This is a genomic window from Streptomyces sp. NPDC058457 (assembly GCF_042720695.1).
In the GTDB taxonomy this organism is placed as follows: domain Bacteria; phylum Actinomycetota; class Actinomycetes; order Streptomycetales; family Streptomycetaceae; genus Streptomyces.
Genome location: NZ_JBHXLU010000015.1, coordinates 43,090 through 58,998, shown reverse-complemented (window position 1 = coordinate 58,998; position 15,909 = coordinate 43,090). Strand labels below are relative to the sequence as shown.

Genomic DNA, 15,909 nt, shown 5'->3' with positions numbered 1-15,909 from the left:
CGATGACAACCTCACTTCCCGACACGACGGCCGAGAAAGAGGCCGCCGTCGCACCCCCGAAGCAGTCCGAGAGCCCGCTGGGGCAGTTGCGGCACCGTCCCGAGGTCGGTGCGCTCATCGGGACGCTCGGTGTGTTCGTCTTCTTCGCGATCTTCGGAGGCGAGAAGTTCCTGGCCCCGGCGGGCGCGGCGAGCTGGCTGAACATCGCCTCCGAGCTCGGCATCATCGCCATCCCGGTCGGCCTGCTGATGATCGCGGGTGAACTCGACGTGTCCGTGGGCTCGGTGCTCGCCGGCAGCTCGATGACCCTGGCGATCGTCTCCGGTCACTGGGGCGCCCCGATGGTCGTCGGCATCCTCTGCGCCCTCGGGCTCGGGCTGCTGACCGGCCTGCTCAACGGGTTCCTGGTCACCCGCACCAACGTCCCCTCGCTGGTCATCACGCTGGCCACCCTGTCCGGCCTGGCCGGTCTCACCCTCGGCCTGTCCCGCGTCACCACCGGCACCACCAGCGTCCCGCTCAGCCCCGACCCGTTGTCCAAAGCGGTCTTCGGGCAGCTGATCGGCGGCCAGTTCGAGGTCGCGATCTTCTGGTGGCTGGGTAGCGCGGCCGTGGTGGCCGTGGTGCTGCAGATGATGAAGTACGGCAACTGGATCTTCGCGATCGGCGGCGACACGGAGAGCGCCCGCGCCACCGGCATCCCCGTCAACAGGGTGAAGATCGCCCTCTACATGGCCAGCGGCTTCGGGGCCGCCCTGGTCGGCGTGATCCAGACGATCCTCTACAACGGCGCCCAGGTCGCCAACGGCCAGTCCTTCGTCTTCAACTCCATCATCGCCGTGGTCGTCGGCGGCGTGCTGCTGACCGGCGGCTACGGCTCCGTCGTCGGCGTCGTCCTGGGAACGCTGACCTTCGCCATCGTCAACCAGGGCATCTACTACACCGGCTGGAACTCCGACTGGGCCAGCCTGATCCTCGGCATCCTCATCCTGACCGCGGTCCTGATGAACAACACGTTCCGCCGGCTCGCCCTGTCCTACAAGCCCCGCACCGCGAAGAAGGCCTGACCATGACCCCACCCGTGCTGCGCCTGGACGGCATCGGCAAGTCGTTCCTCGGCACCCACGCACTCACGGACATCTCCCTCGAAGTGCACGCCGGACAGGTCCTGTGCCTGCTCGGCGACAACGGCGCCGGCAAGTCCACCCTCATCAAGATCATGTCCGGTTTCCATCGGCCGGGCACCGGCACCATCGAGGTCGACGGCGAGCGCGCGGAGTTCGACAGCCCGCGCGACGCCAGTGCCCGGGGCATCGCCACCGTCCACCAGTTCGGCGGCACGTTCCCGCTCATGGGCGTCGGCCGCTGCTTCTTCGTCGGCGCCGAACCCACCAAGGGCCTCGGCCCGTTCAGGCTCTTCGACAAGAAACTCGCCGGCGAGATCGCGGTCCGCGAGATGCAGTCCCTGGGCATCACCCGGGTCACCGACGGCAACCGGCTGGTGGGCAGCCTGTCCGGCGGCGAACGCCAGGCCCTGGCCATCGCCCGCGCCGTCTACTTCGGCGCCAACGTCCTCATCCTCGACGAACCCACCGCCGCCCTCGGCGTCAAGGAGGCCGCCCACGTCCTGCGGATCGTCATGCAGGCCCGCGCCAAGGGCGTCGCGGTCATCCTCGTCACCCACAACGTCCGCCACGCCATGATGGTCGGCGACCACTTCGCCGTCCTCATCCGCGGCCAGAAAGCCGACGACTTCCACAAGGGCGAACGCACCCGCGAGGAGATCACCGACCTCATGGCCGGCGGCGAGGCCATGGCCGACCTGGAAGCCGAACTCGCCCAACTGGAGGCCGGCGCCTGACCGGGACGGGGGGTCGGGGCGGCTTACCGGCGTCGACCGGTCGACGGCCGGCGCACGGCTCGCCGGCGCCCCTGCCGGCGCAGGTCGCCTCCGCGGTCCGCGCGCAGGTCACCGGCGGCGACGACTGGCGGGAGAAGGCCGCCGCGGCCCAGCCGATGGGCAGGCTCGGCCAGGTCGACGAGATCGCCGACTTCGTCGTCTTCCTGCTCTCCGACCGCAGCGGGGTGGTGACCGGCTCGGTCATCGACTGGGACCAGAACGTCTTCGGCGGCCAGGACTGAGCCGCCCCCTCCACCGCCGACCGCTCTGCGACGTGCGGCAGGCAGGGAGAGGGCCGGGGCGGATCGCCCCGGCCCGGACGGTGGTCTGTACGGGGGCAGGCGGCTACGCGACGTTGCGCAGTGCCGAGCGCAGGTGCTCGGCACTGGCCCACACGTCCTCGACCGGGCCCTTCTCCTTGGGTTCGGCGGTGAGGATGGTGTCCTGTTCCAGGACGTACCAGCCGTCGTACCCGTGGGTGCCGAGGTGGGTGACGATCGCCTGGACGTCGACGTCGCCGGCGCCCAGGGGGCGGTACATCCCGGCGCGGACGGCGTCGGTGTAGGTGAGGCGGCCGGACTGGACCTTGGCGGCGAGGGAGGCGTCCACGTCCTTCATGTGGGTGTGGGCGATCCGCTCGGGTGCCTGCCGGGTGAGTTCGGCGGGGTCGGTGCCGCCGATGAGCAGGTGGCCGGTGTCGAGGCAGAGGGAGATCGAGGAGTGCTCCAGGACGCGGCGGACCTCGTCGCCGTTCTCGATCATCGTGCCGACGTGCGGGTGCAGGACCGCGCGCACCCCGCGCTCGGCGGCCAGTGCGGTGAGGCGGTCGAGGTTGGACAGGAGCAGCTTCCAGCCGTCGGCGTCGAGTTCGGGCCGGGAGTCGTAGCCGTCCTGGCCGGTGACGGCGGAGAGGACGAGGACCTCGGCGTTCGAGGCGGCATAGCCCGCCAGGAGCTGTTCCGCCTCGGGCAGCGGGTCGTGGCCGGGCGCGTGCAGCAGCAGCGGGGTGAAGCCGCCGACGGCGTGCAGGTCGTGGTCGGCGAGGACGCGGGCCATCGCCTCCGGGGCGGCGGGCAGGAAGCCGTCGGGGCCGAACTCGGTGGCGGCCAGGCCGACCTCGCGCATCTCCTTCAGTACCCGCTCGGGCGTCAACTGGTAGCCCCAGCCGGGCACTTCGCACACGCCCCAGGAGATGGGCGCGCCGGCGATCCGGTTCAGCTGTGGGGTGGTCATGCCGTGGCCTTTCGGTGGTTCCAGTGGGGGTCGGCGCCCGCGGCCGTCGGGCGGCGGGTGAGAAGTGCGTCGGGGAGGGGCGGGCCGCCCCGGCCGCGGTACGGCGCCACACCGCGGCTCCGGCGAGCGCCACCGTGCCCGCCGTCGGACCGCGGGACCGCCGAACGGGGACGTGACCTCGCGGGCCTGCCCGGCTCCCGGGCCGTCTGCCACCGACCGCCGATCAGCAAGTCCACGGGCGTCATCGCCCTCTCCGTTCGGGAAACCGTCAGAGCGCGGCCGTGGCGAACACGCCGATCGGTCTCGCACGGCCAACGGCCAGGCCGTTCGCGTGCTCGCAACGCTAGGTTCGCGAGGGAATTTGGTGAAGCCCTCGAATCCATCAAATTCCCGTCATCGGGGCCATCATTTTCCCGTGCGTCGTGCGGGTCCCGGCAGCACCGTCCGCCACGTCCGCCGCGGCGGCGGCCCGGGCCTTCTAACTCCAACCTGCGTTGTTCCTAGAATGGTGGGGTGAACGACATCGACGCGATCGCGGCGTTGCAGGATCCGGTGCGCCGCAGGCTGTACGAGTACGTGGCGGCGCAGGGCCGCGAGGTCGGCCGCAACGAGGCCGCCGAGGCGACCGGGGTGGCGCGCACACTCGCCGCGCACCACCTGGACAGGCTGGCCGAGGCCGGACTGCTCGACACCGGCAGCCGCCGCCTGACCGGGCGCTCGGGGCCGGGGGCGGGCCGGCCTGCCAAGGTGTACACGCGGGCGCGGGACGAGCGGATCGTGTCACTGCCCGCCCGCGACTACCGCACCGCCGCCGAGCTGCTCGCCGAAGCCGCCGAGCAGGCCGGGCTGGACGCCGGGCTCTGCGCGACCGCGCGCCGCCGCGGCGAGGCCCTGCGCGGCTCGGCGGCGCCCTGCGGCAGCCTCGACGAGGCCATGGAGGTGCTCGCGGCCCGCGGGTACGAACCGCACCTGGAAGGCGCCGGGGGCACCGACGAGACCGAGGGGGCGACCGGGGTCGCCGCGCCCGTCGTCCGTATGCGCAACTGCCCCTTCCATGCCGTCGCCGAACGTTTCCCGCCGCTCGTCTGCGGCATGAACCTCGCCCTGCTGGAGGGGCTGATCGGCGTCGACGGGCCCGTCCGGGCCCGTATGGACGCCCGGCCGGGGGAGTGCTGTGTGGTGCTGGAGCCTTCTAAAAACAATGGTGATTGACATAGAAGAGGGGGCGTGCTGGTATGAGGCCATGACCGCATCCGGGTACGACGCCCACCTCGCCCAGCTGAACGTCGCCACGCTCCGGTTCCCCCTCGACGACCCGCGCATGGCGCCGTTCGTCGAGATGCTCGACACGGTCAACGCCGCTGCCGACGACGCGCCCGGCTTCGTGTGGCGGCTCGTGGAGCAGGGGGCGGACGACGCCACCGCCCTGCGCCCGGCGGGCGAGGACGTCATCGTCAACCTGACGGTGTGGGAGACCCGGGAGGCGCTGTGGGGCTTCACCTACCGCAGTGACCACCTGGACGTGATGCGGCGGCGGCGCGAATGGTTCGAGCGGCACGTCGAGGCGCATCTGGTGCTCTGGTGGGTCCCCGCCGGTCATCTCCCGACCACCGGCGAGGCCCTGGAACGGCTCGCGGACCTGCGCGCGCACGGACCGTCGGCGCGCGCGTTCACCTTCGCTTCCTCCTACTCCGCCGACGAGGCCGCCGCCGACGGGGCCGCCCTCGGGGCGCACCACGTCGCGGATGTCCGGTGACGTTCGCGCGCCCGGCACGCGCCCGGCACGCGCCCGGCACGCGCCCGGCACGCGGCCGGACGCCGCCCGCCACGGGTCATGACGCCTGGGCGGTCTCCGGCCGGCCGTCGACGGGCAGGTGCGCCGGGGCGTCCGCGCCCGTGCCGGTGGTGAGATCGGTGCGGCCGGTCTCGCCGAGCAGGGCCAGGCACACCACCGTCAGCAGACAGAACCCGGCGATGATCGCGGAGATGAGCAGCGTCGCCCCGGAACCGGCGTCGGCCTGTACCTCGGTGAAGAGCAGCGGGGCGAAGCCGGCCCCCAGTCCCGCGATCTGGTAGCCGAGAGAAGCGCCGGTGTAGCGGCTCCGGGTGGAGAACAGCTCCGTGTACAGCGCGGCGAGCGGGCCGTACATCATCGGGTGGACCAGCGACTGCCCGAGCACCAGCGCCAGCACGAGCAGCCCGGTGCTGCCGGTGTCGACCAGCGGGAACAGTGCGAAGGCGTAGGCGCCCACGGCCACCGCGCCCGCCATGACCACCGGCCGCCGGCCCCGCCGGTCGGACAGCGCCGACCAGCCGATGATGCCGGCCACCGCCAGCGTGGAGGACACCGCGAGGCTGTTGAGCACCGTCTGCCGGGGGAAGCCGCCCTGCACCGCGTAGGAGATGAGGAACGTGGTCACCGTGCCCTGGAAGACGAACGCGGACAGGCCGACCCCGATGCCCAGCAGCAGCACCCGGGGGTGATGGCGCAGCACGTCCCACAGGGGCAGGGACCGGCGCGGCGCCGACGCCCGCGTCTTCTGCTCCCGCTCCGCCCGGGCGAACACCGGTGTCTCGGTCACCCGCACCCGGATGAACAGGCCGATCGCCAGCAGCACCACGCTGAGCAGGAAGGGGATGCGCCAGCCCCAGGAGAGGAAGGCGTCCTCGCCGACCGCGGCGGACGTCGCCGACATGGCCACCGTGGAGACCGCCATGCCGAAGGGGGCCCCGGCGTTGGTGAAGCTCGCCCACAGCCCGCGCCGGCCGGTCGCGTGCTCGGCGGACAGGAGCACGGCGCCGCCCCACTCGCCGCCCACCGCCACGCCCTGGACGATGCGCAGGAGCAGCAGGCAGACCGGTGCCAGGGTGCCGGCCTGGCCGTAGGTGGGCAGGGCGCCGATGAGGAAGCTGGCGACACCCATGAGGGACATCGTCACCACGAGCATCCGCTTGCGGCCGAGCCGGTCCCCGAAGTGCCCGAAGACGATTCCGCCCAGTGGCCTGGCCAGGTAGCCGGTGGCGAAGGTGGTGAAGCTGGCGAGGGTGGCGGCCGTGGGACTGAGGTCGGAGAAGAAGACGTGCGGGAAGACCACCGCCGCGGCGGTGGAGTACAGCAGGAAGTCGTAGTACTCGATGACGCTGCCCAGGAAGCTGGAGGTCACCGCCCGGCGCAGTTGCCGGGGTGCGTGTGCTGTCTGGTGGGGAGAAGCGGCCTGCATGTCGTGAGCTCCCTTGCCGGCGCTGAGGTGAGTCAGCCCGAAGCGGATGTGACATCGGTGGCGGGTGACGGGAGTACCCGTCGTGCGCGGGGGCTCGCAGCGCTGAGCGGCGAGGGACTGGCGTCGGCCCCCGGACGGCCGACCCCGGGATGTGGGGCATCTTTTTTGCCCGCGTCGAGATTCTGACCAACATTGCTCGACTCGTCTACCCTCCGGGCGCGAAGTTCGAAGACGACGACGAACGGACCGCATCCGCCTCGGCCACCCGTGCCCGCCGGCCTCCAGTGGCGCGACCGTGTTCCGTCAGGGCTGGGCCGCGGTGTTCAGGGCGTGGTCCATGAAGCGGCGGGAGGCCGGGGGCAGGGTGCGGGAGGCCGGCCAGGCGATGCCGATGTCACGGACGGCCTGCACATCGGTGAGTCTGAGGTAGCGGACGGGGAGGTCCGGGTTGGTCTCCGGATCCGTGGTGGCGTCCGGCGCGGCCGGGATCAGGGAGACGCCGAGACCCGACGCGACCAGGCCGCGCAGGGTCTCCACCTCCTCGCCCTCGAAACCGACGAGGGGGCTGAACCCGGCCTGGCGGCACAGGGTCTCGGTGACGCTGCGCAGGCCGTAGCCGGGCTTGAGCACGATGAACTGCTCGTCCGCTACCTCGGCCAGCCGGACGCGCCGGCGCTGGGCGAGGCGGTGGCGGGCCGGGACGGCGAGCCAGAGGGGCTCGACCAGGAGCCGGCGCCAGGTGATCAGCGGGTGGCCGGGGTCCCTGCCGGTGATGATCAGGTCCGCGGTGGCGTCCAGGAGGTGCTGGGCCAGACCGTTCTCGTCCGCCTGGTGCAGTTCGAACCGGACGGCGGCGAAGCGCTGCCGGAACCCGGTGACCAGCCTGGGTACGAGCCAGGTGCCCAGGGTGTGCAGGAAGGCCAGCGAGACCACGCCCGCGTCGGGGTCGACGACCTCGGCCACGGCCCGCCGCCCCCGGTCGTAACTGTCGAGCACGGCGTCGACGTACTCCTTGAACACCCGCCCGGCCGGGGTGAGCCGCAGTACCCGGCCGGCCCGCTGGAGGAGTTCCGCGCCGACCTCGCTCTCCAGCCGGTTCAGGGCCCGGGAGAGAGCGGGCTGGGTGATGTGGGCGGCCGCCGCGGCCTCCGTGACCGTCATGCCCTCGGCCACGGCCTGGAAGGAGCGGAGTACCTGGAGATCCATGCTCCTATTCTCGTGCCGCATCGGACGGGCCGTATCAAGGCGCCGGATGCATGGAAGACCCCCGTCGCCGGATGCGTGGAAGTCTCCCGGGGCGGTAACCGGGGCGGCCGGCCGCCCAGGGAGCCGGGCAACCGCCCGACGCCCCGGCCGGTCAGACGGCCTTGACGGGCGGGTACACCGGCTGCCACACGGCGGCCCTGACCTGCTTCTCGACGGAGTCGTCGACGGTCGTGCCGGCCACCCCGTCGGCGGCCGCGGCACGGGCCACCGCCACCGCGACCGCCACCGAGGTCTCGCGCAGCTGGTCGGTGAGGGGCAGGATCGGCGCGCCGGGGCCGTCGGTGTCCGTCTGGCCGGCGACGGCGTGCGCGGCCGCGACCAGCATGCCGTCGGTGACCCGGGTGGCCCGGGCGACGATCGCGCCGAGACCGAGGCCGGGAAAGACCAGTGCGTTGTTGGCCTGCCCGATCAGGTACCGGACCCCGTCCTGCTCGACCGGGCGGAACGGGCTGCCGGTGGCGATCAGGGCCCGGCCGTCGGTCCAGGCCAGCAGGTCGGCGGGGACCGCCTCGGCCAGGTCCGTCGGGTTGGACATCGGCAGGATGATGGGGCGCTCGGCGTGGGCGGCCATGGTGCGGACGATCTCCTCGGTGAAGGAGCCGCCCTGTCCGGAGGTACCGATCAGGACCGTCGGCCGGACCCGCTCCACCACCTCGGCCAGCGCGATGCCGCCGACCTTCTCGTCCCTGCGCCAGTCCGCGACCTCGGCGGCCGGGCGGGCGTAGCGGACCTGGAAGTCGCGCAGGTCCTGCTGGTCCTCGGTGAGCAGGCCGTAGCGGTCGACGCCGAAGATGCGGGCGGTGGCCTCCTCGGCGGTCAGCCCGTCGGCGGCCATGGCGTCCCGCAGCTGGTCGGCGATGCCGATGCCGGCGGTGCCCGCGCCGAAGATCACGACCCGGTGGTCGCGCAGCGGGACCCCGCTGGCCTTCACCCCGGAGAGCACGGCGGCGAGGTTCACGGCACCGGTGCCCTGGACGTCGTCGTTGAAGGTGAACTCGGTCGGGCGGTAACGCTCCAGGATGCGGCGGGCGTTGGCGGGACCGAAGTCCTCCCAGTGCAGCAGGGCGGTCGGGAAGAGCCGGCGGGCGGTGGTGACGTAGGCGTCGATGAAGGCGTCGTACGTCTCCCGGTCCACGCGCGGGTGCCGGTTGCCGAGGTAGAGCGGGTTGTCGAGGAGTTCCTGGCGGTTGGTGCCGACGTCCAGCATCACCGCCAGGGTGCGGTTCGGGTCGATGCCCGCCGCGGCGGTGTAGACGGCGAGCTTGCCCACCGAGATGTCTATGCCGCCCACTCCCCAGTCGCCGATGCCGAGGATCGCCTCGCCGTCCGTGGCGACGATCAGGTCGATGTCGCCCGGGCCCAGACCGGAGGCCGTCAGCGCGCCCTCGATGTCCTCCGGGGCGTGCACCGACAGGTACACGCCGGCCGGGCGCCGGTACTCGTTGCTGTAGTGCTGGATCGCCTTGCCGACGGTGGGGGTGTAGACGATGGGCAGCATCTCGTCGAGGTGGTCGCAGAGCAGGCGGTAGAAGAGCACCTGGTTGCGGTCGTGCAGCCCGGTGAGGTTGACGTTCTTGGCCAGATCGGTCGGCTGCGCGGCGTACTGCCGGTACGCCCGCTCGGCCTGCTGCTCCAGGGTCAGTACCGCCGGCGGCACCAGGCCCACCAGGCCCAGCATCCGCCGCTCCTCGGGGGTGAAGGCGGTGCCCCGGTTGAGGCGGGGCTGGGAGAGCACGGCACGGCCGCGGTCGGTGGTCTCGACGCGCCCCTCTTCGGCATTCCACTGGGTCGTCATGATCGGCTCCTTGCCGTTTCCGTATCGCTTCCAGGATCGCGTCCGGGACGCTCCGAGTCGCTTCCGGGGAACTGGTGATGCCGGCAAGCCTCGGCCGTCGGGCATGCATGCGTCCAATGCCTGGAACGCGGGTGATCCATGAACCTCGCGCATGGGTGGCGCACCACCTGGGTGTTTCACGGATTCCTGACGGCGGACCGGGGTCCCTCTGTGGCGCGCATCGCAGGCGCCACGGGGCGGGGTGGCGGTGCTTCTCGGTCGTCAGCCGCGGCGGGCGGTGGCGTAGGCGCGTTCGAGTTCCGCGACCGTGCTGAGGAAGTCGGCGCCCTTCAGCCGGTGCAGGGTCTCGGTGGCGAGGCGGTCGAGCGTGGTCCAGAGGTCGGCGAGCGGCTCGCGGAGCGCCTCGCCGTCGGCGGTGAGCGAGACGATGAAGGCCCGGCGGTCGTGCTCGGCGCGGGCCCGGGCGACCAGGCCGGCGTCCTCCATACGGCGGATCGACCGGGAGACCGTGGAGTGGTCAAGGCCGACCGCCTGCTGCAACTCGGCCTGGGTCTGGCCGTCCCGGTCGAAGAGCCGCATCAGGATCAGTTCCTGGCCGGGATGCAGGCCGAGCTTCAGGAGGAGTTCGGCGCCGTAGCCGTGCAGTTCGCGGGAGAGCGCGAAGAGCCCGAAGCTGACCGGGGCGCGCTCGACGAGGCTGGGCCGAGGCATCACCGGGTCGGGCTTCGCGGCTGGCATGGCACTCCTCGTCTGGCGGGCGGTGGCGGGCGGTGGCGGGCGACGGCGGGCGGAAACTCGCTGCCCGGCTGCTTCCGGGGCTGGGAATACCTTAGTCGCAGCGGGTGTTGAGGGCCGGTTCTCCGGCGGACTCCCGAGGGTCTCCGCATGTCCGGGGCCGCACCGTACCGGGAGACAAATTGCTTGCTTAGGCAAGCTGTTCGGGGCTACGGTAAGCGCGTTGCGCCGGGCGGGAGCCGATGGGGCGGATCGCCCTGGCCTGCCCGGAACCGTTCCGAAAGGAATCGACATGTCATCCAGCTCCGCATCCGGAACCGACCGCCGTTCGTTCCTCGCCAGAGTCGCCGCGGCCACCGCCGTGCCGGCGGCAGCGGCCCTGGTCGCCGGGGGCACCGCGACGGCGGCCTCGGCGGCCACTCCCTCGGCCGCCGGATCCTCCGGTGCCGGCCTGCCGGACTACGCGCCGGTGCCCGCGGGCTCCCTCGGTCCGGCAGTGAACAGCCAGGGCTACTACATGGGTCGCATCCAGCGCAATCTCTACTGGGTGACCGACGGCGACTACCAGGCCGCCTTCCTCACCACCCGGGACGGGGTCGTGCTGTTCGACGCCCCGCCGACCATCGGCCACAACCTGCAGCGCGCGGTCGACGAGATCGCCGCCGCCAACGGCACCAGCAACAAGGTCACCCACATCGTCCACTCGCACCACCACTCCGACCATGTCGGCGCCTCCGGGCTCTTCGGGCGCCATGTGGTCCGGATCGGGCACGAGGAGAACCGCCGGCTGCTGCTGCGCGACAACAACCCGAACAAGCCCGCGCCCGACGTGACCTTCGCCGACCGCTACACCCTGCACGTCGGCGGCGAGCGGGTCGAACTCGCGCACCACGGCAGCAACCACGCGCCCGACAACATCTACATCCGGTTCCCGCACCACGACACGCTGATGCTGGTCGACATCACCATCCCGGGCTGGGCCCCGTTCGGCGCGCTCAACTACAGCGAGGACATCCAGGGTTACCTCGCCGCCCCGGCCAAGGCGCTGTCGTACCCCTGGAAGCACCACATCGCCGGCCACATGGGCCGGCTCGGCACCCGGGCCGACGTCACCGTGCACCAGCAGTACATCGACGACCTGACCACGTCGATCGAGCAGGCCCTCGGGACCGTCGACTACGGCGTCTACGCGGCGAAGTACGGCAACAACATCTGGACCGTCGTCAAGACCTGGCTCGACGAGGTCTGCAGGCAGGCGGCGGCCCCGGTCGCGGCCAAGTACACCGGCACCCTCGCCGCGGCCGACGTCTTCACCGAGAGCAGCGCCTTCTCGCTGGTGGAGTCCCTCCGGCTGGACCTGGGCCTGGGCAGCGCCATCCACGACTGACGGGATCCCGTCTCCCCATCCCTGAATTATTGCTTACGCGAGCAACAAAGACGGCCGGTGCGGTACGTCGACGGCCGGGGCAGCCGCCGACGTACCGCACCGGCGCATGCGCCGCCCACGCCCTCCCCCCGCCCTACCCTCACCATCGTCAGGAGCACTTGATGCCTGAAACCCCCACCACCCCCGGGGTCGCCGTCGTCGTGGGCGGGGCCGGGGCCATCGGCGGCGCCATCGTGCGCGAGCTGACCGGGCGCGGCCATGTCGTACGGGTCCTGGACCGCGCCGGCGACATCGTCTGCGACCTGGCCGACGCCGAGGACGTACGGGCGGGTGCGCGCCGCGTGCTGGCCGAGAACGGGCGGTGTGACGTGCTGGTGCACGCGGCCGCCGCCACCGACCTGATGGACGTGGAGACCGTAGACCTGGAGGCCTGGCGCCGGGTCCAGGCGGTCAACGTCGAGTCCGCGGTGCTGCTCGCCCAGGCGTTCGTGCCCGGGATGCGGGAGCGCGGCTTCGGCCGGATCGTGCACATCGTCTCCGACACCTTCTGGAAGCCGCCGAGCCCGGACCTGCTGGCGTACGTGACCAGCAAGGGCGCGCTGATCGGCCTCACCCGGTCGCTGGCCGCCTCGCTCGGGCGGCACGGGATCGCGGTGACCGGAGTGGCGCCCGGGCTGACCCGGACCGCGTCCACCGCGTACCAGCCGGACACCGCCTTCGAGGCCTCGCAGGCCGGGCAGGCGCTGCCCCGCGCGCTGACGCCCGAGGACGTGGCGGCGACGGTCGGCTTCCTGGCGAGCGGCGCCGCCGAGGCGCTGACCGGCCAGGTCCTGACCGTTGACGGCGGCGGCCTGTTCACGTGAGCCGCGGATCGCTTGACTTATGTGGCTAGCCAAGTAATTATGTGGCTAGCCACATTAATGTGTGGCCCACTTCGCATCACGATGGGAACGAACCATGAGCGAGACCCTCACCGCCGCCGGACTGGTGCGGCGCAGCCTCGACATCTTTCTCTCCAAGGACATGAAGGCCTGGGCGGACCAGTGCGACGAGAACGTCGTCGTCGAGTTCCCCTTCGCCCCCGAGGGCAGCCCCGCCCGGCTGGAGGGCCGGGAGGCCGTCTACGAGTACCTGAAGGGCTACCCCGACCTCATCGACGTGCACCGGATCACGTCGGCGACCATCCACGCCACCGAGGACCCGGACACGGCCGTCGCCGACTGGAGCGTCACCGGCCGGGTGCTGGCCAACGGGAACCCGTACGAGATGAGTTACGCGACGTTCGTGACGTTCAAGGGCGGCAGGATCGTCAAGTACCGCGAGTACTGGAACCCGTTGGCGTTCATCAAGGCGCTGGGCGGCGAGAGCTTCTGAGCGTTCCGCTGGAAGGGCCGCGATCTGTCGTCTGCTGACTGCGGCGCCGTCGTGGCTGGTCGCGCCCACGCGGCGGAGCCGCATATGGATGCAGCCCCGCGCCCCTTCGGGGGCGCTGCCGCTCAGGCTGCCGGTCGGATCAGTCCCGACTCGTAGGCGAAGGTCACCGCCTGCACCCGGGCCCGGGCGCCGATCTTCGCGAGGACGTTGCTGACGTGGGTCTTCACGGTGGTCGGGGCGATGGACAGCCACTGCGCGATCTCGGCGTTGGTCCAGCCGGCGGCCACGGCGATCAGGACGTCGCGCTCGCGTTCGGTGAGGGTGCCGAGTCCCGAGGTGCGGGGGAGGGGGCGGACGGTGTGCTGCTGGCGGACGGCGTCGATGAGCGCGCGGGTCAGACCGGGCGTGATGACGGCGTCGCCGGCGGCCACCACCCGGATGGCCGCGGTCAGTTCGGCCGGGTCGGCGTCGTCGAGCAGGAAGCCGCCGGCGCCCGCCCGCAGGGCCGCCCAGGCGTCCGCCTCCTGCTCGGCCGCGGTCAGCACCAGGACCCGGGAGGCGGCCGCCGCCTCGCCGGTGAAGCCGGGGGCGCGGGTCCGGGCGGCCGGGCGGGCGATGCGCCGGATGGTGTCGATCGCGTCCGCCCGGGCGAGGTGGCTGTCCATCAGGACGACGTCGGGGCGGAGCGCGGCGCTCGCACGGATCGCCTCGTCCCCGTCCGCCGCCTCCCCGACGACCGTCAGGCCGGGCTCGGCGGCGAGGAGCATACGCAGGGCGAGGCGCTGGAGGGATTGGTCGTTGACGACGAGTACGGAGACCATGCCTGTCTTCTCCATGCGAGGTCCGTTCCCTGAACGAAACAGTTTCGTTCACATGCTACGCCCGGAGCCGCCGTACCGGGAGAGGGGGGTCCGACTGCCCGGCAGGCCGGTGCCGGGAGCGGCGGTCCGCCTACTTGGCGCGGACCAGTCCGGCGTCGTACGCCGTGATCACGGCCTGGATCCGGTCGCGCGCCCCGATCTTGGCGAGGACCCGGCCGACGTGCTTCTTGACGGTCGACTCGGTGAGCACGAGGCGCTCGGCGATCTCCGTGTTGTTCCAGCCCAGGCCGATGGCGACCAGCACCTCGCGCTCGCGGTCGGTCAGCGAGCGCAGCCGGGGGTCCTCGACGGCGGCGGTGGGCGCCAGCACCCGGTGGGCGTAGGCGTCCAGGAGCCGCCGGGTCAGCGAGGGGGCCACCACGGCGTCGCCGCTCGCCACCGCGTGGATGGCCGCGACCAGTTCCTCCGGGCGGGCGTCCTTGAGCAGAAAGCCGCTGGCCCCGGCGCGCAGCCCGTCGTACGCGTACTCGTCGAGGTCGAAGGTGGTCACGATGAGGACGCGGGTGCGGCCGCCGGTGGCGACGATCCGCCGGGTCGCCTCCAGGCCGTCCATGCCGGGCATCCGGATGTCCATGAGGACCACGTCGGGGCGCAGTTCGGCGGCGAGCCGTACGGCCTCCGCGCCGTGCTCCGCCTCACCGACCGGCTCAAGACCGGGCGTGCCCTCCAGCAGCATCCGTACGCCCATCCGCTGCAGGGGCTGGTCGTCGGCGATCAGTACGGTCGTCACAGCTGCTCTCCCGGAACCGGCGGGGCGGATGGTGCGGGTGGTGCGGGCGGTGCGGAGGGCACGTCGAGGACGACGTCGACCAGCCAGCCGGGGCCGCCCGCGCGCGGCCCGGCGACGACCGTGCCGCCGTACATCGCGGCCCGCTGCCGGATGCCGACCAGGCCGTGCCCGGCGGTGTCGCCGGACGGCCGCGGCTGCGGCTGCGGATCCGTGCCGGTGTCCGCGATCCGGATCCGTACCTCGCCCGGCGCGACGGCCACCGTCACCTCGGCGGACGCGCCCGGCCCCGCGTGCTTGAGGGTGTTGGTCAGCGACTCCTGGACGATCCGGTAGACGGTGAGCTGGACCCCGTCGCCCAGCGCGTCCGGGTCGCCCACCGTCCGGTACGTCACCGGCAGCCCCGCCGCCCGGACCCGGGCCAGCAGCGGGTCCAGGTCCCCGATGCCCGGCTGCGGCGCGAGTGACCGCTCCTCGTCGGCGCCCTCGCGCAGCACGCCGAGGACCCGGCGCAGCTCGCTCATCGCCTGCCGGCCGGTGTCGCCCAGGATCCGCAGGGCGTCCGCGGACCGCTCGCCCCGGTTGCCGGCGAGGACCGCCGCGCCGTCGGCGACGCTGACCATCACGGAGAGGTTGTGGCCGACGATGTCGTGCATCTCCCTCGCGACCCGGGAGCGCTCGGCGGCCGCGGTGAGCCGTACCCGCTGCTCCTGTTCGACCTCCAGCTGCCGGGCGCGGTCCTCCAGGGCCGCCAGGTACAGCCCCCGGATCCGGACCGTCAGGCCGACGGCGACCGCCGCGGTCAGCGTGCCCAGCAGGAAGAACGTGCCGAGCAACGGATGCTCGATCGGGGCCAGTGCGTAGACGCCCAGGGCCAGCGCGCCGACGCTGAGCCCGACCGCCCAGCCCAGCACGCGCAGGGAGCCGTTGCGGGCCAGGGTGTACAGGGCGATGAGCGTGGCGGTGCCCGCCCGCAGCCAGATCCCCGCCGACCACTCGACCAGGTTCACCGCGAGGATCGTGAAGTACACGGCGGCCGGGGCCCGCCGGCGCCACCACAGCGGAACGACCAGCGCGGCGACGAAGGCGTACAGGACAGCGGGCCGCAGCGCGTCCCGGGCGGCCTCGCCCCCGAAGGGGGACCCGTGGTCGACCATCAGCAGGTCGGGCAGGCTGATCAGCAGCATGAACAGCACCGTCGCGGTGTCGAGCAGCCACGGATGCCGCCGGTCCAGCTGCCGCCGGCGGCTGCGGTCGCGCAGCATCCGGCCCAGCAGCGGATGTGCCCAGGCCGCGTCGAACCCGGGGGACGGCGTGCTCGCCGTCCCCCGGGCGGTGTCCCCGGCGGCTGCCGCTCGGTGCGGCGTACTCATGTCGGCCATTGTCCTCG

General features: G+C 72.4%; 15 protein-coding genes and 1 pseudogene. 8 read left to right on the top strand and 8 right to left on the bottom strand.

Annotation, left to right across the window (positions count from 1 at the left end; all coding sequences use genetic code 11):
* The first annotated feature begins 2 nt into the window (after positions 1–2).
* The 3 genes and pseudogenes from ACFWPS_RS15055 to ACFWPS_RS15045 all read left to right on the top strand — a co-directional run.
* A complete protein-coding gene (locus ACFWPS_RS15055; RefSeq protein WP_383704950.1) occupies positions 3–1,067 on the top strand; it encodes an ABC transporter permease in 1,065 nt (354 codons plus the stop codon).
* Positions 1,068–1,069: 2 nt separating this feature from the next.
* Entirely contained in the window at positions 1,070–1,861 is a 792-nt protein-coding gene (locus tag ACFWPS_RS15050; protein ID WP_383704948.1) for an ATP-binding cassette domain-containing protein, read from the top strand.
* 98 nt (positions 1,862–1,959) lie between these two features.
* Positions 1,960–2,142: pseudogene (locus tag ACFWPS_RS15045) on the top strand (SDR family oxidoreductase); the annotation flags it as partial.
* A 103-nt stretch (positions 2,143–2,245) separates the two neighbouring features.
* Here the strand turns inward: ACFWPS_RS15045 and ACFWPS_RS15040 are convergent.
* A complete protein-coding gene (locus ACFWPS_RS15040) occupies positions 2,246–3,133 on the bottom strand; it encodes a sugar phosphate isomerase/epimerase family protein (protein WP_383704945.1) in 888 nt (295 codons plus the stop codon).
* Positions 3,134–3,646: 513 nt separating this feature from the next.
* On the opposite strand from ACFWPS_RS15040, the gene ACFWPS_RS15035 reads away from it, so the two are divergent.
* Positions 3,647–4,345, top strand: coding sequence for a helix-turn-helix transcriptional regulator (locus tag ACFWPS_RS15035; RefSeq protein WP_383704942.1), 699 nt, complete (start codon positions 3,647–3,649; stop codon positions 4,343–4,345).
* 31 nt (positions 4,346–4,376) lie between these two features.
* On the top strand, positions 4,377–4,889 hold the full coding sequence (locus ACFWPS_RS15030) for a DUF3291 domain-containing protein (RefSeq protein ID WP_383704940.1): 513 nt from the start codon (positions 4,377–4,379) through the stop codon (positions 4,887–4,889).
* A 76-nt stretch (positions 4,890–4,965) separates the two neighbouring features.
* Here the strand turns inward: ACFWPS_RS15030 and ACFWPS_RS15025 are convergent, their stop codons facing one another.
* The 4 genes from ACFWPS_RS15025 to ACFWPS_RS15010 all read right to left on the bottom strand — a co-directional run bounded on the left by ACFWPS_RS15025 (position 4,966) and on the right by ACFWPS_RS15010 (position 10,153).
* The gene (locus ACFWPS_RS15025) at positions 4,966–6,354 is read right to left on the bottom strand and encodes an MFS transporter (protein WP_383704937.1); all 1,389 of its coding nucleotides are present in this window, start codon (positions 6,352–6,354) and stop codon (positions 4,966–4,968) included.
* A 303-nt stretch (positions 6,355–6,657) separates the two neighbouring features.
* Positions 6,658–7,560: a LysR family transcriptional regulator gene (locus ACFWPS_RS15020; RefSeq protein WP_383704935.1), complete on the bottom strand. Its 903-nt coding sequence runs from the start codon at positions 7,558–7,560 to the stop codon at positions 6,658–6,660.
* Between the two features lie 151 nt (positions 7,561–7,711).
* Positions 7,712–9,415 carry an NAD-dependent malic enzyme gene (locus ACFWPS_RS15015; RefSeq protein ID WP_383704933.1) on the bottom strand — a complete coding sequence of 568 codons (1,704 nt, stop codon included), beginning with the start codon at positions 9,413–9,415 and terminating at the stop codon, positions 7,712–7,714.
* 261 nt (positions 9,416–9,676) lie between these two features.
* Complete coding sequence (locus tag ACFWPS_RS15010; protein WP_383704931.1) at positions 9,677–10,153, bottom strand: MarR family winged helix-turn-helix transcriptional regulator; 477 nt, start codon at positions 10,151–10,153, stop codon at positions 9,677–9,679.
* A 289-nt stretch (positions 10,154–10,442) separates the two neighbouring features.
* Between ACFWPS_RS15010 and ACFWPS_RS15005 the strand changes: the two genes are divergently transcribed.
* The 3 genes from ACFWPS_RS15005 (at position 10,443) to ACFWPS_RS14995 (ending at position 12,911) form a co-directional block, all read left to right on the top strand.
* Entirely contained in the window at positions 10,443–11,537 is a 1,095-nt protein-coding gene (locus ACFWPS_RS15005) for an MBL fold metallo-hydrolase (RefSeq protein ID WP_383704929.1), read from the top strand.
* Positions 11,538–11,698: 161 nt separating this feature from the next.
* Positions 11,699–12,400 (top strand): SDR family NAD(P)-dependent oxidoreductase, encoded by a 702-nt coding sequence (locus ACFWPS_RS15000; protein WP_383704927.1) that lies wholly within the window; start codon positions 11,699–11,701, stop codon positions 12,398–12,400.
* 94 nt (positions 12,401–12,494) lie between these two features.
* Positions 12,495–12,911: a nuclear transport factor 2 family protein gene (locus ACFWPS_RS14995; RefSeq protein ID WP_383704925.1), complete on the top strand. Its 417-nt coding sequence runs from the start codon at positions 12,495–12,497 to the stop codon at positions 12,909–12,911.
* A gap of 122 nt (positions 12,912–13,033) precedes the next feature.
* Here ACFWPS_RS14995 and ACFWPS_RS14990 read toward each other — a convergent pair whose 3' ends face one another.
* The 3 genes from ACFWPS_RS14990 to ACFWPS_RS14980 form a co-directional block, all read right to left on the bottom strand.
* Entirely contained in the window at positions 13,034–13,732 is a 699-nt protein-coding gene (locus ACFWPS_RS14990) for a LuxR C-terminal-related transcriptional regulator (RefSeq protein ID WP_383705116.1), read from the bottom strand.
* 130 nt (positions 13,733–13,862) lie between these two features.
* On the bottom strand, positions 13,863–14,522 hold the full coding sequence (locus tag ACFWPS_RS14985; protein ID WP_383704923.1) for a response regulator: 660 nt from the start codon (positions 14,520–14,522) through the stop codon (positions 13,863–13,865).
* The gene (locus tag ACFWPS_RS14980; RefSeq protein WP_383704921.1) at positions 14,519–15,892 is read right to left on the bottom strand and encodes a sensor histidine kinase; all 1,374 of its coding nucleotides are present in this window, start codon (positions 15,890–15,892) and stop codon (positions 14,519–14,521) included. The genes ACFWPS_RS14985 and ACFWPS_RS14980 overlap by 4 nt, the downstream gene beginning before the upstream one ends.
* Positions 15,893–15,909 lie beyond the last annotated feature (17 nt).